The organism is Kaistia sp. UC242_56, from assembly GCF_044452255.1.
GTDB lineage: Bacteria > Pseudomonadota > Alphaproteobacteria > Rhizobiales > Kaistiaceae > Kaistia > Kaistia defluvii_A.
This window is the reverse complement of record NZ_JBIOAN010000002.1, coordinates 3,428,755-3,448,496: the sequence shown is the minus strand read 5'-3', so window position 1 is coordinate 3,448,496 and position 19,742 is coordinate 3,428,755. Positions and strand designations below refer to the sequence as shown.

The window sequence follows — 19,742 nt, the reverse complement described above, 5'->3', positions numbered from 1 at the left end:
CCCGGCCGTCTTGCGGGACGCGACGGCATGAGCGCGCCGTCGCACGTTCCCGGAGCGCCGCCGCTATTTCTTGCCGCCGCGGGTTACAAAGCGTTCGAGCCGCTCGATCGCCCCGGTCCAGATCACCTGCTGGCTGGCGCGGCTCGCCTCGTCGGCGAGGCCTTCCTGGGTGAGCGTCAGCATGGTGCCGCCTTGCTCGCCGTGGAACGTCACGGTCACCAGGCTCGGCGCCTCGGGGTCGACCAGCCAGGTCCAGTTCATCGCCAGCGACTGGTCGGGTACAAGCGCCTGGTAGCTGCCGTTGGCCTCCTGCTGCTGGCCGTCGGCGGTCTTGAAGCGGATGCGGAAGGCGCCGCCGACGCGGAGATCCGTCTCCGCCTCGACGCTGCCTTCTGCGGTGTCATGGGGGCCAAACCAATGGACAAGCTTGGCAGGGTCGGTCCAGGCCTTGAAGATCCGGGCGGGCGACGCCTTCAACTGGCGCTTCAGCGTCAGGCTTGGCTTGTCGGTCATGATGTCGGGTGCTCCACGAAAACGGCGGGGCGGCCGAACGGCGCCGCCCTCGACGCTGGTATCGATGCAGCCATCCCGCCTGTCAATCGAACGCGGCGCTCCCTCCCGCTCGATCCCGCCGCCAAGGTCGCGCCAGCGGGAGCTGTCGGGACCTGGCGGGGAGATGGTTCCAGAGTCAGCGAAGACCGGCGATGGTGAACCCGCCGTCGACGAGCAGGGACTGGCCGGTGACGAAACGCGCTTCGTCCGTCGAGAGCCAGACGGCGACGTCGCCGACATCCTCGGAGGTTCCGACACGCTTGGCCGGCGTGTGGGCGACGAAAGGCGCCAGCGCGCTGGCGTCATTGTTCGTCATGCGCCGCGCCATCGGCGTGTCGATGATGCCGGGATTGATGTTGTTGATGCGGATGTTGTGCGGACCGACTTCCACGGCCACGGCGCGGACCATCGCATCCAGACCGCCCTTGCTGGCCGAATAGGCGGAGGATCCGAAGGAGGCGCCGGCCGCCAGCCAGGATGAGGTGTTGACGATAGCGCCGCCCTGGCCGAGGGCGATCATCGCCTCGACCTCATATTTCACCGACAGCCAGACACCCTTCAGATTAATGCCGATGACGCGGTCGAATTCCTCTTCGGTCATCGCGGTGATCGGCGCGAAGCCCTCGATGCCGGCATTGTTGAAGGCGGCATCGAGGCGACCGAAGCGGTCGACGGTCGCCTTGACCAGCGCCTGGACCTCGCCCGACTTTGCGACGTCGGTGGAGACGGCGAGGGCGCTGCCGCCGGCTGTCTCGATGAGGCGGACGGTCTCGTCCAGTTCGGCGGCGCGCCGGCCGGCAACGACGACCCTGGCGCCCTCGCGGGCATAGGCCAAAGCTGCCGCGCGGCCGATGCCGCTGCCGCCGCCGGTAACGAGCGCGACGCGATCCTGCAGGCGGGGGGAGGGTGACTGGGACATTTAGACCTCATCCTTGGGACGGATGGCGCGCCGCAGACCGGCAGGGCCATCGATTGGTGACGAGGTGAAAATGGCTGTCGCGATTGTGAAACATAAGCCATGGTGCTTCGCATGTAGTCATGGGTGACATTCATCAATCATGCGTGCCAATGAACTGGCCGAACTGACGGCTTTCATCGCGGTCGCCGAGGAACGCAGCTTTCGCCGCGCCGCGGCGCGGTTGAACCTGACGCCGTCGACGCTCAGCCACTCGCTTCGGTCGCTGGAAACCAGGCTGGGTGTCCGCCTGCTGAACCGCACGACGAGGACCGTCTCTCCGACCGAAGCAGGGCAGGCGCTGCTCGACCAGATCGGTCCCGCCTTCGCCAGTGTCGATCGGGCGGTCGAGGGGGTGAATGCGTTCAGCGCGCGGCCACATGGCACGGTGCGCCTCAACGTGCCGCGCATGGCGGCCGCGCTGATCCTGGCACCGCTGTTCCGCCGCTTCACACAGGCCTATCCGGAAGTCACGCTGGAGGTCGCCGTCAACGACGCCTTCGTCGATATCGTGAGCGGCGGTTTCGACGCCGGCATCCGGCTCGGCGACAGCATCCACCAGGACATGAGCGCGGTGCGGGTTTCCGCGGATTTCCGGGCGGCGATTGTCGGTTCGCCCGATTATTTCGCCCGGCATCCGCCGCCGAGGCAGCCGCAGGATCTGCGCGACCATCTCTGCATCGGCCGGCGGGAGATCTCGAGCGGCGGGCTCTATCGCTGGGAGTTCGAGAAGGACGGCAAGTCCCTGGCGATGCCCGTCACCGGGCCGCTGGTGGTCGACACGTTCGACACGCTGTTGATCACGGCGGCCGTGGAGGGCATCGGCCTGCTCTACGCCGCCGATATCCTCGTCGCGAAGGAACTCGCGGATGGGCGGCTGATCCGCGTGCTGGAAGACTGGAGCCCGACGGTGCCGGGCTTCCATCTCTATTTATCCCGGCCGCCGCCATGTCTCGGCCGCCTTGCGCGCGCTGATCGAGATGATCCGCGTCGAGTCCTGAGCGTTCCGGACCTAGATCGGGCCGTAGGGCGGCTCGGGGATCGCCTGGTGCGCGGCGCGCAGCGCGGCCGACCAGCGTTCGCGCAGGCCCGCGAAATAGGCGTCATTGTCATCGATGCGATGCGAGATCGATATCTTCAACTCGTCGCGACGGACGACCAGGACGTCGATCGGCATGCCGACGCCGAGATTGGAGCGCAGCGTCGAATCCATCGACACGAGACCGAGCTTCAGCGCTTCGGAAATCGGCGTGTCGGCGGTGACGGCGCGGTCGAGGATCGGCTTGCCGTATTTGTGCTCGCCAATCTGCAGATAGGGCGTATCGGTCGTCGCTTCGATGAAATTGCCGGCCGAGTAGACCATGAACAGGCGCAGGCGTCCGCCCTTGACCTGGCCGGCCAGCAGCATCGTGACGTCGAAGCTCGCGGCCTGCTGCTCCATCGACTTGCCGTGGATGCGGTAGACCTCGCGGATCGCCCGGCCGACGAACTGCGCCACCTTGAACATGCTGGGGATGGTGTAGATCGTGTCGATCTTGCCCGTTTCCGGGTTTTCGAGGCCTTCGGTCAGGACATTGAGGACGGACTGGCTGACGGCAAGGTTGCCCGCCGTGGCGAGCGCGATCACGCGCTCGCCCTCGGTCTGGTAGAGGTGCAGCTTCCGGAACGTCGCAATGTTGTCGAGGCCGGCATTGGTGCGCGTGTCGGCCAGCATAACAAGGCCTTCGCGAACCAGGATTCCAACGCAATAGGTCATAAATTCTTTATCCTGCCCCACCCCGGCCGGTGTTTTAGGCCGCTAAATTTGAGGCGCAAGTGAAAAATTGCCATCGACCTATCTCCGGGCCGAGCGCGCTTCCGACACACTGATCGAAATCGTCGGCGCGGTAACCCCGTCGCCATAGGCTGCCCCGCGTACCGGAGACGAACCGATTCGGTCCAATCCGATGGCCAGTCGGACATGAGTATCCGTCGGACAGAGATTCGTTGCTACATCGAATCCGACCCAGCCTACTCCATCGAGAAAGGCCTCGGCCCAGCCATGCTCGCTGGTCGCCGGCGCCTCGGCCTCCGGCCGGAACAGATAGCCGCTGGCATAGCGGGCCGGGATGCCGAGATGGCGGGCGGCGGCGATCATCACATGCGCCATGGCGCGGGCGTCGCCCCGGCTGGCGGCGAAGGTGGCCTTGGCGCTGTCGTCGGTCGTCTCGCCGAGCAGGATGCGCTCGTGCAGGCTGTTCATCAGCCAGTGCAGCCGCGACAGCCGGTCGGTCGGCGCGGAGGCGGCGACATCGTCGGCAAAGGAGCGGATCTCGGCATCGGGCACCGTCAGCGGCGTCCCGCGCAGGAAGACGCCGACCGGAAAACGCTCCGCCTGGCCGCGCACCATGCCGGCCATGTCATGCGTCTCGACATCGCCCAGCGCGGTAATGACCAGGCCGTCGAGCTTGCCCTGGGTTGTGAAGGACTGCACGACATTGCCGAACGGGTCGGTGTCGGTGTCGAGCCGGCAGTCGTGATCGACCTCGATGCGCCAGTTGACGACGAACTGGCCGTCATGGCCGCGCGGGGTCAGCCGAAGCGTCTGGATCGCGCCCAGAGCGGGCGGGTCGAAGCTGTAGGCGGTTTCGTGAACGATCCGGAGGCGCATGAACCGTTCCCGTCAGGCCAGATACTGGTCGGTGATCGCCTGTCCCAGACGGCCATTGTCGGCGATGAACTCGGTCAGGAATTCATGCAGGCCGCCGCTGAATACGTCGTCGATATTGGCGTTTTGCAGCCGGTTGCGGGTCGAGCGGGCGACGCGCTGGGCCGGCCCCTGGCGGCCATAGGCGAGCGAGAGCTCGTCGAGGAAGGCGCAGATGTTCTCGTAGCAGGAGGCGAGCGAGCGCGGCAGCTGGTCGTTCAGGACCAGGAGATCGGCGACGAGCCAGGGCTTCAGGCTCTCGCGATAGACCCAGTGATAGGCCGTGTTGGCGGAGACCGAGCGCAGGATCGATGACCACTGGAAGAAATCGAGGCCGCCGCCGACGCTCTCCTCGGCCGGCAGCAGCAAATGATATTTGACGTCGAGGATGCGGGCCGTGTTGTCGGCGCGCTCGATGAAGGAGCCGAGGCTCGAGAAGAAATAGACGTCGTTGCGGATCATCGTCCGGTAGGCCGAGCCGTCGAAGCGCAGCGAGGCTTCCTTCACATAGACGAGGAAGTCGTTGAGCCGCATGCGGTCGCGCGAGGCGCCGTTGAAATCGCGCAGGCCGAGCCAGGCGCCGTTGATGGCGTCCCACATCTCCGACGTCAGCGCGGTGCGCACGGTGCGCGCGTTCACCCGGGCACGCTCCAGGCAGGAGCGGATGGAGGAGGGGTTTTCCGGCGAGAAGGCGAGGAAGTCGATGATGTTCTCGGCCGTCGGTTCCCGGTTCAGCGACTTGAACAGTCCGAGCGCGCCGGTGGCGGCGACGGCGGATTCCCATTCGTTCGAGCCGCCGGCATAGGCGATCGGCATGGCGGCGAGGCGGTTGGCGGCGTCGATGATGCGGGCGGTGTTTTCGGCGCGCTCGACATAGCGGGCAAGCCAGAACAGATTATCGGCGGTACGGCTCAGCACGGAAAACAACTCCGGATGGTAAGGCCCTCGCTCCGGTCCCGCCCTGTGAGGGGGAGGGAAGAAGCGGCTGTCGCAAGTCGATCCAGCCCGCGCGCCGCATGCGTCGCCCGATGAAGGGCGCAGGCATGGGGCCGGGGGCTATCCAGTTCAGGCATCGAGCACCCACGTGTCCTTGGTGCCGCCGCCCTGGCTCGAATTGACCACCAGCGAGCCCTCCTTGAGGGCGACGCGGGTCAAGCCGCCGGGAACGATGCGTACCTTGTCCTTGCCCGAAAGCACGAAGGGACGCAGGTCGACATGGCGCGGCGCGATGCCGGCATCGACGAAGGTCGGCGAGGTCGAGAGCGCCAGCGTCGGCTGGGCGATGAAATCGTCCGGGTTGGCGCGCAGCTTGGCGCCGAACTCCTCGCGGGTCTTCTTGTCGGCTGCCGGGCCGATCAGCATGCCATAGCCGCCGGAGCCCGCCACTTCCTTGACCACCATCGTGTCGAGATGTTCGAGGACGTATTTGAGCGCATCCGGCTCGCGGCAGCGCCAGGTCGGCACGTTCTTCAGGATCGGCTCCTCGCCGAGATAGAAGCGGACGATCTCCGGCATGTAGGAATAGACCGCCTTGTCATCGGCGACGCCGGTGCCGACCGCGTTCGACAGCGTGATGTTGCCGGCGCGATAGGCATTCATCAGCCCCGGCACGCCGAGGATCGAATCCGGCCGGAAAGTGAGGGGGTCGAGGAAGTCGTCGTCGAGGCGGCGATACAGCACGTCGACGCGCTTGGGCCCCTCGGTCGTGCGCATGTAGACGACATTGTCGCGCACCTGCAGGTCGCGGCCTTCGACGAGTTCGATGCCTAGCTTGTCGGCCAGGAACGAGTGTTCGTAGAAGGCCGAGTTGAACGGACCGGGGGTGAGCAGGGCCACCGTCGGGTCGCCGGGGGCCGAGCGCGGCGCGACCGATTTCAGCGTGGCGAGCAGCGCGTCCGGATAATTCTCGACCGGGGCGATGCGGTGCTCGGCGAACAGGTCCGGGAACAGCTTCATCATCACTTCCCGGTTCTCCAGCATGTAGGAGACCCCGGAAGGCGTGCGGGCGTTGTCCTCGAGCACGTAGAAGGTGTCGGGGTCGACGCGGACGATGTCGATGCCGGCGATCATCACATAGATGTCATGGGCCAGCTTCACGCCGGCCATTTCCGGCTGGTAGTAGGGATTCTGATAGATCAGGTCCTGCGGCACGATGCCGGCGCGCAGGATGTCTCCTTTGGAATAGATGTCGGTCAGGAACGCGTTCAGCGCCTTGACCCGCTGTTCCAGTCCCTTCGAAAGCTTGGTCCATTCCGGCGCGGTGATGATGCGCGGAATGATGTCGAACGGAATGATCCGCTCCTCGCCATCATTATCGCCATAGACGGCGAAGGTGATGCCGATCCGGCGGAACAGCAGTTCCGCCTCGGCGCGGCGCGTCGAAAGGAGATCCGGCGGCGTCGCGTCCAGCCAACGCTTGAGGATCTCGTAGCCCGGCCGGCAGCTTTCGCTGCTCGCGCTCATCTCATCGAAGGCGACGACCATTGCGCGCTATCCCCCTTTGGTTGTCGTCACTCCCCAACCGCAAGCCCCGTGCCAGACAAGAAACCTCTCGGCTGTCACGGCGCCTCCAGCACGGGAGCGCGAGCACCATTGCATATGAGCCGGGCAATCTTGGCTAGGGGCTATCTGCCAAATTCGGCAGTTCCGCATTGACGCGGCGCGGAAGGCACCATTTGCCGCATAAATAGGCAGTTTGGGACTGCCGCCGACCGACGGGGCTTCGGCGCCAGGGAACGTAAACGGCCTGCTGGCGTTTTCCGGTTTCTCGCCAGTGCGACCTTGCGCGCCCTAGGGCCCCGACAGGTCGGGCCGCGCTTCGAGCGATCGCAGCGAGTCCGTTTTTCCGGAGGCTGCATCTTCGGCATCGGGCGGGATCGGTCAGCTCGGTGCGCAACTCGGATCAAAGGACATAGCCATGCAGAAGATCACTCCCTTCCTGTGGTTCGATAACCAGGTCGAAGAGGCGATCATCTACTACGTCTCGATCTTCAAGAGTGCGAAGGTCGGCAGGGTGGTTCGCTATGGCGAGGCGGGCCCGGGCCCCAAGGGCAGCGTCATGGCGGCGTCGTTCGAACTGGAGGGACTGGAGTTCACGGCGCTGAATGGCGGTCCTCATTTCAAGTTCAACGAGGCGATCTCCTTCGTGGTGAAATGCGATGACCAGGCGGAACTCGACGATCTCTGGGAGCGGCTTTCCGAAGATGGCCAGGAACGGCGCTGCGGCTGGGTGACGGACCGGTTCGGCATTTGCTGGCAGATCGTGCCCAGTACGTTGACGCCGATGTTGACCGACCCGGACGCCCAGAAGTCGCAGCGCGTCATGGAGGCGCTGCTCAAAATGAACAAGATCGACATCGCGACGCTGGAGCAGGCCTTCGAGGGCCAGCCGGTCGAGTCGTGACGAACCTCAAGGGGCGGATGGTGGCGCGGCGCGAGCAACTCCACTAGTTTGCAGCCGCGGCGCGTGCGCCGCACAAAGATTTCCAGAAGGATCGGATTCAAGATGCAGTATCGCCGTTTGGGCAAGTCGGGCCTGCAGGTCAGCGAGTTTTCGCTCGGCTCCTGGGTTACGTTCGGCAAGCAGGTCGACCAGCGCGACGCGCTCGACATCATGACGCTGGCCTATGACAGCGGAATCAATTTCTTCGACAACGCCGAGGGCTATGAGGCCGGCGTCTCCGAGACGCTGATGGGCGAGGCGCTCGCCAAGCTCGCCTGGAGCCGCGATTCCTATATCGTCTCCAGCAAGGTGTTCTGGGGCGGCTCGAAGCCGACGCAGCGCGGTCTTTCGCGCAAGCACGTCACCGATGCCTGCCACGCGGCGCTGAAGCGGCTGCAGGTCGAATATCTCGACCTCTATTTCTGCCACCGCCCCGACATCGATACGCCGATCGAGGAAACGGTGCGCGCCATGCACGACCTCGTGCAGCAGGGCAAGGTGCTCTACTGGGGCACGTCGGAATGGTCGGCGCAGCAGCTGACCGAGGCCTGGGCCGTGGCGAAGGATCTGAAGATCACGCCGCCCACCATGGAGCAGCCGCAGTACAATCTGTTCGAGCGCGACAAGGTCGAGGGCGACTATCGCCCGCTCTACGACCTGATGGGCCTCGGCACGACGATCTGGTCGCCGCTCGCTTCCGGCATCCTGACGGGCAAGTACAACAAGGGCATTCCCGCCGGCAGCCGCCTGGACCTGCCGGGCTATGAGTGGCTCAAGGAGCTTTGGCAGAGCGAGAAGGGCAAGCAGCGCATCGGCCAGGTCGAAAAGCTGGCGGCGCTGGCCGAAGAGATCGGCATGCCGATCCACCACATGGCGCTGCTCTGGTGCCTTGCCAACAAGAACGTCTCGACCGTCATCCTCGGCGCATCCAAGAAGAGCCAGCTGCAGGACAACCTCGCCGCCCTCGACAGCCGCGACAAGCTGACGCCCGAAGTGCTCGACAAGATCGACGCGATCCTCGGCAACAAGCCGGCCGCGCCCGAGCGCTACTAGGCGGGCCGGTCTGCTACAGTTTCACGAAGAAGATGTCATGGCCGGGCTTGTCCCGGCCATTTCCTTTTGTGCCTGCCGCCGGGACGTCGCGACATCTGTGGTTGTGGCCTTGTTGGCGGCGCGCGCCGATGTATCATGGCCCAACTGCCGTAGCGCTATCCGGGGCTCATCGATGACGTTGCCATGCTTTTCCGTTCGCTGGTCGGCGTGCGCCACGGCCCTGCTCCTGGGCCTGCTGCTGGTCTCAGGCTCCGGCAGTCCGGCGAAGGCGGGGACGCTGGAGGACGTGAAGGCGCGCGGCACGCTGGTATGCGGTGTCAGCGAGGGGCTGGGCGGATTCTCGGAGAAGGACGAGCAGGGCACCTGGCGCGGCTTCGATGTCGATTTCTGCAAGGCGGTCGCGCTCGCCATCTTTGCCGATGCCGGCAAGGTCGATTACGTGCCGCTGTCGGCCTCCGACCGCTTCCACGCGCTGACGGACCGAAAGGTGGACCTGCTCTCCCGCAACAGCACCTGGACGCTGGCGCGCGATGCCGGGCAGTCGCTGGAATTCGTCGGCGTCAGCTATTTCGACGGCCAGGGCTTCATGGTGCCGGCGCTCTATGGCGCAACCAGCCCGCTGCAGCTGAACGGTGCCACCATCTGCGTCGTCAGCGGAACCACGACCCAGGACAACGCCACCGCCTATTTCGAGCGGGCCGGGCTCAAGATTTCGTTCCTGCCCTTTGAAGCGCGGCAGGATGCGCGCAAGGCCTATGCGGACGGCAAGTGCGACGCCTACACGGCGGATCGCTCGGCGCTTGCCGGCGAACGGGCCGACCTGCCCAAGCCGGACGACCATGTCATTCTCAAGGACGTCATCTCGAAGGAGCCGCTCGGGCCCGTGGTGCGCGACGATGATCCGAAATGGGTCAACCTCGTGCGATGGGTGCTGTTCGGGCTGATCGACGCGGAGGAGGTCGGGCTGACCTCCGATTCCATCGCCGCCGACAAGGCGCAGCAGGCGGGCATGCTCGGTTCCCTGAGCGGACCTTCCCTGGGCCTGCCCGATGGCTGGCTAACCCAGGTGATCGGCGGGGTCGGCAATATGGGCGAGATCTTCGAACGCAATCTCGGCGAGGAAACGCCGATGCAATTGAGCCGTGGCATCAACGCACTCTGGACACAAGGCGGGATCCTCTATGCGCCGCCCCTTCAGTAACGCCCCGATCCGTCAATTCCCGATCCGCCTCTGCGCGGCAGCTTTTCTCGCATTCGCGACCCTGTTGCCGGCGCTTGCGGCCGCCGAGGCCGCCACCGTCCAGGAACAGCAGCGCAACCTCGCCGTCATCCGCATCAATGCGATCGACCTCCTGGCGCGGGAGAAGCGGCTGCCCCTGCCGATCCAACAGCGCCGCGAGGTGCTGCGCGCCTATTACGAGGAACAGGCAGGAGAACTGCTCTGGCTGCGCGACGACCGAGCCGAGGCGCTGGTCGCGATCCTCAACGATGCCGGCTCGGACGGATTGCGCCCGGACGACTATCCGACGCGCCAGCTGATGTCGCTGATGCAGAATACCGATCCGGAAGACGTTCGGGGTCTTGCCCTGATCGAGCTGTTCTTCTCGGCCGCCTTTCTCGAATATAGCGGCGACCTGTCGGTCGGACGCTTCCTGCCGGCCAAGGTCGATCCCAATTTCTTCCTGAAGACCCGCACCTTCGATCAGGCGGCGGCGTTGCAGGCTGTCGCCAAGGCCGACGATCTCGACGCTTTCTTCGACGCCTGGCAGCCGCCGAGCAGCTATTACGCGTCTCTGCGTGGCGCGCTGGCGCAGTATCGCGAGCTTGCGGTGGAAGGCGGGTGGGACCTCGTTCCTCTTGGCCCGACGCTGAAGCCCGGCATGACCGATCCGCGCGTCGCCGCCCTTCGCGATCGGCTGGCGACGACCGATGGCGCCGATCCGTCGCCGGCGAGCGGGGCCGAGGTCTACGACGCCGAGCTGGTCAAGGCGGTCGAGCGCTTCCAGGCCCGTCACGGGCTCGATGTCGACGGCGTCGTCGGGCCAGCGGCGCTGGTCGCGATGAACGTGCCGATCGAGGAACGCATCCAGGAAATCGAACTGGCGATGGAGCGCTGGCGCTGGATGCCGCGCGATCTCGGCCAGCAATATCTGATGGTCAACATCGCCGGCTTCGAGCTTCGCCGCGTCAAGGACGGCCGCGCCGAGGAGCGCATGTCGGTCGTCGTCGGCAAGCCCTATAGCCGCACGCCGGTATTCAGCGACCAGGTTCGCTACATCGAGATCAATCCCTACTGGACGGTGCCGTCCGGCATCGCCGTCAAGGAACAGCTCGGCAAACTGCGCAGGAATCCCGGCGGGCTCGCCGCGCAGGGCTTCCAGGCCGTGCGCGGCAAGGACGTCTACGACCTTACCTCGATCAATTGGGCGAGTTACGGGCCGGGCAATTTCCCGTTCCAGCTGCGCCAGCAGCCGGGGCCGAAAAATGCGCTCGGCCGCGTCAAGTTCATGTTCCCCAACCAGCACGATGTCTATCTGCACGATACGCCGTCGCGCGCTGCCTTCTCGAAAGCCGAGCGCGCCTTCAGCCATGGCTGCATCCGCCTGAGCCGGCCGCTTGAACTGGCCCTGCAGGTGCTGACCGCCGGCGGTGTCACCGGATGGAGCATGGACCGGATCAACCAGGTGGTGGCGACGGAAAAGAACACCGTCGTCAAGCTGGCCACGCCGCTTCCCATCCACCTGACCTACCTGACCGCCTGGGTGGACGAGGACGGCGTCAATTTCCGCAAGGACATTTACGGCCAGGACGCCAAGCTGCTCGCCGCGCTGGATGGCAAGGCATTGGCCTGGTGAGGAACAATTTGATCAGGAAAAATCAACGAAATATATTCTTGCATCAATGATTTTCTATTAGCCTTGGGGCTTGGCCCCACATTTCTGTTTTAGGACCAATAGATGCGTGTTTCTTTTGCGGTTGCTCTCTCGATACTCTTGATCGGGTGCACGACGTATCAGCCAGAGGGCTTGATGGGGGGCTTTTCTGAAGTTCCGCTGAGTGCAAGTTCCTACGAGATAACTACTCGTGGCAACGAATTTACCTCTCCAGCGCGAGCGCAGGCGATCACCTTAGTGCGGGCTGCGGAGCTGACTTTGGAAAAGGGCTACCATTCATTTGTCATTTTGGGGAAGTCGGACACAGTAACGCGAAGCACTGCAGTTGTGAGCAATGGTCACTACAGCGAATCTACCACGCTGAATGGCCGGCTAAGCGGCAGTTCATTTAGCGGGACTTCTTATTCGTCGGGGTCGTATCAGCCGCCTACGACTGTTGATTTTGAAAGCCCGAAATCCACCGTCGTGGTTCAAATGTTCAGTAAAGATGAACCCGGCGCGAAGGACGGGCTTAGTCCTTTGGACATCATAAATCACTACGGTCCGACCATCGGTTACAAAGGAAAGTATGGGCCTCCGCAAAGCTGAGCCATGTTGTCTAGAGTTAGTTTTTCGTTTCGATCCGCGCCGCGCGACGGGTCGAGATCAGGAAGGCGGCGATGAAGACGATCGTCAGCAGCAGCACGATGGTCGGCGCCGGGGCGCTGTCGAGGAAGAAGCTCAGATAGACACCGCTAAGCGAGGCGATCCCCGCGATCGCGGTCGCGAGGCACAGCATCGTGCTGAACTTCCTCGTCAGCAGGAAGGCGATGGCGCCGGGCGAGACCAGCATGGCGATGGCGAGGATGATGCCGACCGCCTTCAGCGCGCCGACGATGGCGAGCGAAAGGATCGCCAGCAGCCCGTAATGCAGCCAGTTCACACGCAGGCCGACGACCCTGGCCTGGACAGGATCGAAGCTGTGCAGCAGCAGATCCCGCCATTTCAGCGCGAGGATGCCGGTGATGACCAGGGCGATGATCCCCGTCTCGGCGATGTCGCGCCAACCCACCCCCAGCATGTCGCCGAACAGGATGTGGTCGAGGTGAACGTCGGTCTCGATCTTGGTGTAGAGCACGATCCCAAGCCCGAACATGCCGGAGAACACGATGCCCATCACCGTATCCTGCTTGATGCGGCTGTTTGCTTTGAGATAGCCGCTGGCCAGCGCGCAGCCCATGCCGGCAAGGAAGGCGCCGATGGCGAGCGGCGCGCCGACGATATAGGCGATGACGACGCCCGGCAGCACCGCATGCGAGATGGCGTCGCCCATCAGCGACCAGCCCTTCAGAACCAGATAGCAGGAGAGCAGCGCGGTCGGCACGGCGACCAGTGCCGAGATGAGGAGCGCGTTGCGCATGAACTCGAACTGAAACGGCTGCAGAAGCGTTTCGAGGATCGTCATGATGCCGTCTCCAGCGCTTCGGCCGCGCGGCGGCGGGCGGCGACCAGGCCGTGCTTCGGGGCGAAGACGAAGGCTGCGAGGAAGATGAGCGTCTGCAGCACGACGATGATGCCGCCGGTGGCGCCGTCGAGGAAATAGCTGGCGTAGGCGCCGGTGAGGCTGGTCAGCGCGCCGACGGCGACGCTGATCGCGAGCAGCCGTGGAAAACGGTCGGTGAGCAGATAGGCGGTGGCGCCCGGGGTCACCACCATGGCGATGACCAGGAAGGCGCCGACCGTCTGCAGCGCGGCCACCGTGCAGGCCGAGAGCAATGTGAAGAACAGGATCTTCAGCGCCGTCGGGTTGAGGCCGATCGAGCGGGCATGGCTCTCGTCGAAGAAGGTGACCATCAGGTCCTTCCATTTCACCAGCAGAATGGCGAGCGAGACGAAGCCGATGATGGCGAGCTGCAGCGTGTCCTCTGGCGTGATCGCCAGGATGTTGCCGAGCACGATGGTCTGGATGTTCACTGATGTCGGCGACAGCGACACCATGAACAGGCCGAGACCGAAGAAGCCGGTGAAGATCAGGCCGATGATCGCATCTTCCTTCAGCTTGGTGCGCTGGTTGAGAAACAGCATGGCCGCGGCGGCGAGGCCGCCGGAGAAGAAGGCGCCGATGGAAAAGGGCAGGCCGAGCATGTAGGCGCCGGCGACGCCGGGCACGATCGAGTGGGAGAGGGCGTCGCCGATCAGGGACCAGCCCTTCAGCATCAGATAGGCGGAGAGGAAGGCGCAGACGCCGCCGACCAGCGCGCTGACCCACATGGCGTTGAGCATGTAGCTGTAGCCGAAGGGCTCGAGCAGCAGGGCCATCAGCGCTGCCCCTCCGCGCCCTCGGCCTGGACGAGCAGCGGGCTTTCGTCGTCGGTCAGGATGTCGATCGTGCCGCCGCCGCCCGATGCCGGATCGAGCACGATATGGCGCAGCACGCCACCAAAGGTCTTTTCGAGATTGGCGCGGGTGAAGGTCTCGCGCGTCGGGCCATAGGCCAGCACCGTGCGGTTCAGCAGCACGGCGCGATCGCAGAATTCCGGCACGCTGCCGAGATTGTGGGTCGAGACCAGCATCACCCGGCCTTCGTCGCGAAGCCCGCGCAGAAGTTCGATGATCGCGCCTTCCGTCTGCACGTCGACGCCGGTGAAGGGTTCGTCGAGCAGGATGACTCGGCCATCCTGCGCCAGAGCGCGGGCGAGGAAGACGCGCTTGCGCTGGCCGCCGGAAAGCTCGCCGATCTGGCGCTTGCGCATCGCGCTCATGCCGACCCGTTCCAGCGCCTTGTCGACGGCGGCATGATCGCGTGCTGAGGCGATGCGCATGAAATTCATGTGGCCATAGCGGCCCATCATCACGACGTCCTCGACGAGGACGGGAAAATTCCAGTCGACGTCCTCGCTCTGCGGCACATAGGCGACGAGGTTCTGTTTCAGCGCCTTCTCGACGGGTAGGCCGAGAACCGTGATCTCGCCTCGCGAGACGCGGACGAAGCCCATGATCGCCTTGAACAGGGTCGACTTGCCGCTGCCATTGACGCCGACCAGGGCCGTGATCGTGCCGGTCGGGATCTGGAAGCTGGCGTCGCGCAGCGCGGTGTGGCCATTGCGGTAGGTGACGGTCGCGTTGGCGACCGAGATGCCGTCGGCCACGATGGTGCGGGCGGGAAGGGGGGCATTCATTCGGTGGCCGCCTCCGGCTGCGCGATGCCCTTGGCGATCGTTTCCGACGTGACGCGCAGCAGGTCGAGATAGGTTGGCACCGGGCCGCCGGCCTCGCTGAGACTGTCGACATAGAGGACGCCGCCATAGGCCGCGCCGGTTTCGCGCGCCACCTGCTTGGCCGGGTTGGCCGAAATCGTGCTTTCGCTGAACACCACCGGGATGGCGTTGGCGCGCACCGCATCGATCACCTTGCGCACCTGCTGCGGCGTGCCCTGCTGGTCGGCGTTGATCGGCCAGAGATAGAGCTCCTTCAGGCCGAAATCGCGCGCGAGGTAGCTGAAGGCGCCTTCGCTCGAGACGAGCCAGCGCCTCTCTTCGGGGATGGCGGCGAGCGCGTCGCGGATCGGCGCCACGGTGGCGTCGATCTTCGCTTTGTAGGCCTCGGCATTCGCCTTGTACGTTTCGGCATTGGCCGGGTCATGCTGCACGAAGGCGTCGCGGATGTTGTCGACATAGAGGCGGGCGGCGGCGGGCGACATCCAGGCATGCGGGTTCGGCTTGCCGGAATAGGGGCCCTCGGCAATGCCCATCGGCTCAACGCCGGCCGAGACGGTCGCCTGCGGCACGCCGTCCAGATTGGCGAAGAACTTCTCGAACCAGAGTTCGAGGCCGAGCCCATTCCAGAGGATGAGCTGCGCGTCCTGCGCCTTCACGATGTCGCGCGGCGTCGGCTGGTAGTTGTGGATCTCGGCACCGGGCTTGGTGATCGATTCAACGATCGCCACCTCGCCGGCGACGTTCCGCGCCATGTCGGCAATGATGGTGAAGGTCGTGACGGCCTTGAATTTCTGGCCCTCTGCGGCGGCAGCAGCCGCCGGTGACATCATCGTGGCCGCCAGCAATCCGGACACGGCGAGGAGAAGGCGGCGGCGCGTGCGGTCGAGCATGTTGGGTCCAGTCCGTGCAATTGCGACTTATTCGCAATAAGCTGGCATGGCCGGATCGCAATTGCAACTCATTCTCAATAATGGGGCCAGGTGCTGTTCCAGCTTGGCGCGGGCAGCGTGTGCGAGCGTTGCAGACACGGGCAGGCGGCAAAGGCGGGATAGCGGCCGCCCGGCGGTTGCAAAGGCAGCCTCTCGGCGACACTGTCGGTCCCGTCACACGGGCCGCGATGCGCGCAGAAGAGGGGAAACACATGCTTCAGACGCCAGAACAGCGGGCCATGCTGGCCGTGCTGGACCATGCGCCGATGGGTTTCGCGCAGCGCTGGTACTGGCTGCTGTCGACCGGCGGCACCACGCTGGGCGGCTTCTCGGTCTTCACGCTCGGCGTCGCTCTACCACTTCTGATGCAGACCTTCGTCATCGATGCGACCATGCAGGGCTTGCTGGGCGCCGCTCTTCTCTTCGGTGCTGTGCCGGGCTCGCTGCTCGGCGGTCCGCTGGCCGACCGGTTCGGCCGCAAGCCGCTGATGATCCTCGACATGGCGATGATTACGCTCGGCGCGCTGATCTGCGTCTTTGCCGGCAGCCCCGAGATGCTGCTGGTGGGCCTGTTCATTTTCGGCGTCGGCGTCGGCATCGATTATCCCGTCGGCAGCGCCTATGTCGCCGAGTGGATGCCGATCCAGGCCCGCAGTCGCATGATGGTCGCGACCATCGCGTTCCAGGCGGTCGGCTTCGTCCTGGCGGCGGCGCTGACAGGATCGGTGCTGTGGTGGGTTGAAAGCGCCTCGGCCTGGCGCGGTTTCATGCTGGCGCTGGCGGGCCTGCCGCTTCTCTATCTCGTCCTGCGCTTGCCGCTGAAGGAAAGCCCGCGCTGGCTGATGGGCAAGGGGCGCAATCTGGAGGCTGCCCGCGCCATAGGCGCCGTGGTGGTCACCGACAAGGCGAAGCTGGAGGCGCTTGGCAAGGCCGCCGCTGCCAATGTGCATCTGGTCGCCAGGGACGCGGAGGCGGTGAAGACGCAGGGCATGGCCGCCTTGTTCGGGCGCAGCTATCGCCGTCGCACGGCGCTGGCCTGCGTGCCCTGGTTCCTGATGGATATCGCGTCCTATGGCATCGGCCTGTTCACGCCGTTGCTGCTGGCGGACCTGCATTTCGGCAAGGCCGCCCGCGGGCCGGTCGCTTCGGGTTTCTCCGATATTGGCGGCTCGTCGCTGATCGACCTGTTCCTGCTGATCGGCTTCCTGATCGCGTTCTGGGTGGTCCCGCGCTACGGCCACATTCGCCCGCAGGTGCTGGGTTTCCTCGGCATGGCGGTCGGCATGGTGGTGCTGATCGCGGTGCTGTGGACCAGCGGGACGGCGGCGCCCGGCGCGATGGCGGTGTTCCTCGGCTTCGTCCTGTTCAACCTCGCCATGAATATCGGGCCGCATTCGACCACCTTCGCGCTGCCGGCGGAGCTTTTTCCGACGCAGCTGCGCGGGGCCGGCTCCGGCTTCGCATCGGCGGCCGCCAAAGTCGGCGCGGCGCTCGGCGCGTTTCTGCTGCCAATCATCCGGGCGGAATATGGGCTCGAAGCCGTTCTGCTGCTGGTGGCGGTTGTCAGCCTCGCCGGCGCGCTGGTGACGGCATGGCTGGTCGAGGAACTGGGTGGCGCGGCAAGCCTGGAGGACCGGCATGGCGACGCCATCGCCTCAAAGCCGACCGATCCGAAACCCGCCGTCAGATCAGCTTGAGACCGCGAAAGCTGGCGTGGCCGTTGCGTCCGACGATGATGTGATCATGCACGGCGATGCCGAGCGGGCCGGCGATATCGACGATCGTCTTGGTCATTTCGATATCGGCGCGCGAGGGCGTCGGGTCGCCGGAAGGATGGTTATGCGCCAAGACGATGGCGGTGGCCGATAGCTCCAGCGCGCGCTTCACCACCTCGCGCGGATAGACCGGCGTGTGGTCGACGGTGCCGACCTGCTGCACCTCATCGGCGATCAGCACGTTCTTGCGGTCGAGGAACAGGATGCGGAACTGGGGCAAGCCATTGGCCCAGAACGAGGACGACCCTCGGACCGCTCATAAAAAAGCCGCTCCGCGGGGCAAGCGGAACGGCTCTATCGAATACTCAACATCAGCACCCGAAAAGTACCCGAGTTCGGCAGATTGTTCAATATCCGTGAACGATCTTCTGACCGCTGAAGACCTCGCCGCGCATATCGATCTCATGGCGGCAGACAGTATCGCCATAGGGCGCCATTGCGCGGAAGTTCACTATCTTGAAGATGGGCTCCCTCCGGATGCGGGAGAGCTGGAAGACCTGAAGCAGGGGTTTCGGGCAGGGTCCGCGACCATGCTTGACAGCCGCTTCGTCTGTCGCGAGGGCCAGGAGCTGCCGGAAGACCTTCGGAAGGTGCTCGTCGAATTCCTCGCGCTCAGTGCCGTCAGGGCGTTCCTTCTGCGGGTCAACCAGATCGCGAGAGGGGAGGCGGCCGGTGCTTGGCCAACCGGTCGGGCCCGGGTGCCATCATGAGCAGGGCCGCCCTCAAGGTTGGCAACTGCGTCATCGCCGAGAAGGCCAGTCGACAGCGCGGGGAGAGCTCGTTCTCGATCGAGCTGCAGCGTCTCCGGGAAATCGAAAGGGTAATCACGGCCCGGCATGGGCAGATCATCCCGGAAACGGACGACGCGGACATCTATCTCCGCGCCGCCGCCCTCGCGGCTACCGAGCAGGATCTCTCTGCATGGTGTGCCCGGTGGGCGCCCTGGGCGAGCGCTGCGCTCGTGGCGACTGTCGAAATCGAGACTGCAAATCGCAACCGCATGCTGCCGGCCGACGCGATCGCACATCTCCTGATGGTCACCATGGCCGAGCGGGATCGTCTCGGGCTGCGCACGATCGGGGCCTGTGACCTGCCACGAGATGGGCGGCTCAAGATCGCTCGAGCTCGAAAGCAGCAGCGGGATCGTCAGCGGCAGGCTGCAAAACGAGCGGAGGCCCAAGTGCTGGATCGCGAATCCTATGAGCGCCAATCATTGAGCCGGACTAAGCCCTGGGAAGCGGAAGGCGTATGCCGCCGAACCTGGGAACGCCGCCGCGCCGCCATGTCGCAAGTTCCGTCGCGAGTAGAAGAAGACCCTACTGGCGACACACTTGCGACATGCAGGGGCGAAGAACGGAGATCTGGCGTGCATCTCCAGAGCCATCGCGCGCCAGCGGCGCGTGTTCGGGGTTCGGGGACCATGTCCCCGGCGGGGTGCCAAGGGGCGGAGCCCCATGGGAATGACGACACTTTGACCGAGGTGGCAGCATGAAGGGCGAGCAGATGGACTTTTTCGCTTCGATGGATTTCCTCGCTACGAGCAAGCCTGCCGACGCGGCCCCAGCAATGCAGGGGCGCATTGTCGCATTCCCCGTATATCGAGAGGTGCATTTTGTTCGGCGAACGGCTGAACGGATGATGCGACGGGAAGGCGCCGCACGAAACAAGTTCTGGCGGACGGAAGCCCTTCGGCTCTACGGCCGCCTTCAGGTCCAAGGCCTCTGCCACGGAGCGATTGAAGCTCAGATCTGGGGCTTCGCAGCAGCAGTCGACCACGAGATGCAGGCGATATCGGTGAAGGCCGGCCCCCTGCCCACCACATCAGAGGGAGCCGCTTCGTGACCAAGCTCAACTGGAAGAAGGCCAAGGTTCTGACCCGGACCCTATCGCTGGAGGACGAGAAGGAACGCCGCGGCCAGGATCGAGCGGCGAAGTGGCTCCAGACGGTTGATGCCAACCGAGCCCGAAAGGGCAGCCGATCAGAAACGGCCTACTGGCGCGGCAAGGGCAAGCCGACAAGCGAACCGCCGTTCTGACCGTCAGTTGTCAAGGAAACCTTGACTGCTGCCGCCCAAATTCACCAGACCCAAGCCGCCCTGTGAGAAATCGCAGGGCGGCTTTTTGCTGTCCGGGCTTTGCTCACGCCTGATTGCAGCTAAGCGACTGTAAGGACTGGCGAATATGGCGGCGCTGGTGCTCTGGACGCGTTGCACACATTCGGGCCAAAAGGGGGGTGCAAATCGATAGCCTGCCGATTTC

Annotated in this window: 20 protein-coding genes and 2 pseudogenes; 11 read left to right on the top strand and 11 right to left on the bottom strand. The window is 64.8% G+C overall.

Annotated elements, in window-relative coordinates:
* Window positions 1-63: 63 nt before the first annotated feature.
* Both ACHMWQ_RS19060 and ACHMWQ_RS19055 read right to left on the bottom strand, forming a co-directional pair.
* On the bottom strand, window positions 64-513 hold the full coding sequence (locus tag ACHMWQ_RS19060; protein ID WP_396308673.1) for an SRPBCC domain-containing protein: 450 nt from the start codon (window positions 511-513) through the stop codon (window positions 64-66).
* A 175-nt stretch (window positions 514-688) separates the two neighbouring features.
* Window positions 689-1,471 (bottom strand): SDR family NAD(P)-dependent oxidoreductase, encoded by a 783-nt coding sequence (locus tag ACHMWQ_RS19055; protein ID WP_396308672.1) that lies wholly within the window; start codon window positions 1,469-1,471, stop codon window positions 689-691.
* A gap of 139 nt (window positions 1,472-1,610) precedes the next feature.
* Between ACHMWQ_RS19055 and ACHMWQ_RS19050 the strand changes: the two are divergent.
* Window positions 1,611-2,387 (top strand): annotated as a pseudogene (locus ACHMWQ_RS19050) (LysR family transcriptional regulator); the annotation flags it as partial.
* Window positions 2,388-2,519: 132 nt separating this feature from the next.
* Here ACHMWQ_RS19050 and ACHMWQ_RS19045 read toward each other — a convergent pair.
* The 4 genes from ACHMWQ_RS19045 to ACHMWQ_RS19030 form a co-directional block, all read right to left on the bottom strand.
* Window positions 2,520-3,263 carry a peptidase gene (locus tag ACHMWQ_RS19045; RefSeq protein WP_354550180.1) on the bottom strand — a complete coding sequence of 248 codons (744 nt, stop codon included), beginning with the start codon at window positions 3,261-3,263 and terminating at the stop codon, window positions 2,520-2,522.
* A gap of 78 nt (window positions 3,264-3,341) precedes the next feature.
* Window positions 3,342-4,157, bottom strand: coding sequence for a transglutaminase N-terminal domain-containing protein (locus ACHMWQ_RS19040; RefSeq protein WP_396308671.1), 816 nt, complete (start codon window positions 4,155-4,157; stop codon window positions 3,342-3,344).
* Between the two features lie 12 nt (window positions 4,158-4,169).
* Entirely contained in the window at window positions 4,170-5,111 is a 942-nt protein-coding gene (locus ACHMWQ_RS19035) for an alpha-E domain-containing protein (RefSeq protein ID WP_354550176.1), read from the bottom strand.
* A gap of 147 nt (window positions 5,112-5,258) precedes the next feature.
* Window positions 5,259-6,677: a circularly permuted type 2 ATP-grasp protein gene (locus ACHMWQ_RS19030; RefSeq protein WP_354550174.1), complete on the bottom strand. Its 1,419-nt coding sequence runs from the start codon at window positions 6,675-6,677 to the stop codon at window positions 5,259-5,261.
* A gap of 433 nt (window positions 6,678-7,110) precedes the next feature.
* On the opposite strand from ACHMWQ_RS19030, the gene ACHMWQ_RS19025 reads away from it, so the two are divergent.
* The 5 genes from ACHMWQ_RS19025 to ACHMWQ_RS19005 all read left to right on the top strand — a co-directional run bounded on the left by ACHMWQ_RS19025 (window position 7,111) and on the right by ACHMWQ_RS19005 (window position 12,170).
* Window positions 7,111-7,596: a VOC family protein gene (locus ACHMWQ_RS19025; RefSeq protein WP_396308670.1), complete on the top strand. Its 486-nt coding sequence runs from the start codon at window positions 7,111-7,113 to the stop codon at window positions 7,594-7,596.
* A 102-nt stretch (window positions 7,597-7,698) separates the two neighbouring features.
* A complete protein-coding gene (locus ACHMWQ_RS19020) occupies window positions 7,699-8,688 on the top strand; it encodes a potassium channel beta subunit family protein (RefSeq protein ID WP_396308669.1) in 990 nt (329 codons plus the stop codon).
* Window positions 8,689-8,860: 172 nt separating this feature from the next.
* Window positions 8,861-9,889, top strand: coding sequence for an amino acid ABC transporter substrate-binding protein (locus ACHMWQ_RS19015; protein WP_396308668.1), 1,029 nt, complete (start codon window positions 8,861-8,863; stop codon window positions 9,887-9,889).
* Window positions 9,890-9,953: 64 nt separating this feature from the next.
* Window positions 9,954-11,543 carry a murein L,D-transpeptidase gene (locus tag ACHMWQ_RS19010; RefSeq protein WP_396308667.1) on the top strand — a complete coding sequence of 530 codons (1,590 nt, stop codon included), beginning with the start codon at window positions 9,954-9,956 and terminating at the stop codon, window positions 11,541-11,543.
* Window positions 11,544-11,645: 102 nt separating this feature from the next.
* A complete protein-coding gene (locus tag ACHMWQ_RS19005) occupies window positions 11,646-12,170 on the top strand; it encodes a CC0125/CC1285 family lipoprotein (protein ID WP_396308666.1) in 525 nt (174 codons plus the stop codon).
* A gap of 16 nt (window positions 12,171-12,186) precedes the next feature.
* Here the strand turns inward: ACHMWQ_RS19005 and ACHMWQ_RS19000 are convergent, their stop codons facing one another.
* The 4 genes from ACHMWQ_RS19000 to ACHMWQ_RS18985 are packed head-to-tail and all read right to left on the bottom strand — an operon-like array spanning window position 12,187 to window position 15,669.
* Window positions 12,187-13,026, bottom strand: coding sequence for a metal ABC transporter permease (locus ACHMWQ_RS19000; protein ID WP_396308665.1), 840 nt, complete (start codon window positions 13,024-13,026; stop codon window positions 12,187-12,189).
* Window positions 13,023-13,883: a metal ABC transporter permease gene (locus tag ACHMWQ_RS18995; protein WP_396309482.1), complete on the bottom strand. Its 861-nt coding sequence runs from the start codon at window positions 13,881-13,883 to the stop codon at window positions 13,023-13,025. Before ACHMWQ_RS18995 ends, ACHMWQ_RS19000 begins: the two co-directional genes overlap by 4 nt.
* Window positions 13,880-14,740, bottom strand: coding sequence for a manganese/iron ABC transporter ATP-binding protein (locus ACHMWQ_RS18990; RefSeq protein ID WP_396308664.1), 861 nt, complete (start codon window positions 14,738-14,740; stop codon window positions 13,880-13,882). The genes ACHMWQ_RS18995 and ACHMWQ_RS18990 overlap by 4 nt, the downstream gene beginning before the upstream one ends.
* Window positions 14,737-15,669: a metal ABC transporter substrate-binding protein gene (locus ACHMWQ_RS18985; RefSeq protein ID WP_396308663.1), complete on the bottom strand. Its 933-nt coding sequence runs from the start codon at window positions 15,667-15,669 to the stop codon at window positions 14,737-14,739. Before ACHMWQ_RS18985 ends, ACHMWQ_RS18990 begins: the two co-directional genes overlap by 4 nt.
* A 251-nt stretch (window positions 15,670-15,920) precedes the next feature.
* Here ACHMWQ_RS18985 and ACHMWQ_RS18980 point away from each other — a divergent pair, with 251 nt between their 5' ends.
* Window positions 15,921-17,405 carry an MFS transporter gene (locus ACHMWQ_RS18980; protein WP_396308662.1) on the top strand — a complete coding sequence of 495 codons (1,485 nt, stop codon included), beginning with the start codon at window positions 15,921-15,923 and terminating at the stop codon, window positions 17,403-17,405.
* Here ACHMWQ_RS18980 and ACHMWQ_RS18975 read toward each other — a convergent pair.
* A pseudogene (locus ACHMWQ_RS18975) lies at window positions 17,392-17,697 on the bottom strand (RadC family protein); the annotation flags it as partial. The gene ACHMWQ_RS18980 and the pseudogene ACHMWQ_RS18975 sit on opposite strands and share 14 nt — an antisense overlap.
* A 142-nt stretch (window positions 17,698-17,839) precedes the next feature.
* Between ACHMWQ_RS18975 and ACHMWQ_RS18970 the strand changes: the two are divergent.
* Genes ACHMWQ_RS18970 through ACHMWQ_RS18955 form a run of 4 tightly spaced genes read left to right on the top strand, consistent with a single transcriptional unit; the run spans window position 17,840 to window position 19,519 of the window.
* Window positions 17,840-18,193: a hypothetical protein gene (locus ACHMWQ_RS18970; protein ID WP_396308661.1), complete on the top strand. Its 354-nt coding sequence runs from the start codon at window positions 17,840-17,842 to the stop codon at window positions 18,191-18,193.
* Entirely contained in the window at window positions 18,190-18,975 is a 786-nt protein-coding gene (locus tag ACHMWQ_RS18965; RefSeq protein WP_396308660.1) for a hypothetical protein, read from the top strand. Before ACHMWQ_RS18970 ends, ACHMWQ_RS18965 begins: the two co-directional genes overlap by 4 nt.
* Window positions 18,972-19,325, top strand: a complete 354-nt coding sequence (locus ACHMWQ_RS18960) for a DUF6074 family protein (RefSeq protein WP_396308659.1) — start codon at window positions 18,972-18,974, stop codon at window positions 19,323-19,325. Before ACHMWQ_RS18965 ends, ACHMWQ_RS18960 begins: the two co-directional genes overlap by 4 nt.
* Window positions 19,322-19,519, top strand: a complete 198-nt coding sequence (locus ACHMWQ_RS18955; protein WP_396308658.1) for a hypothetical protein — start codon at window positions 19,322-19,324, stop codon at window positions 19,517-19,519. The genes ACHMWQ_RS18960 and ACHMWQ_RS18955 overlap by 4 nt, the downstream gene beginning before the upstream one ends.
* Window positions 19,520-19,742 lie beyond the last annotated feature (223 nt).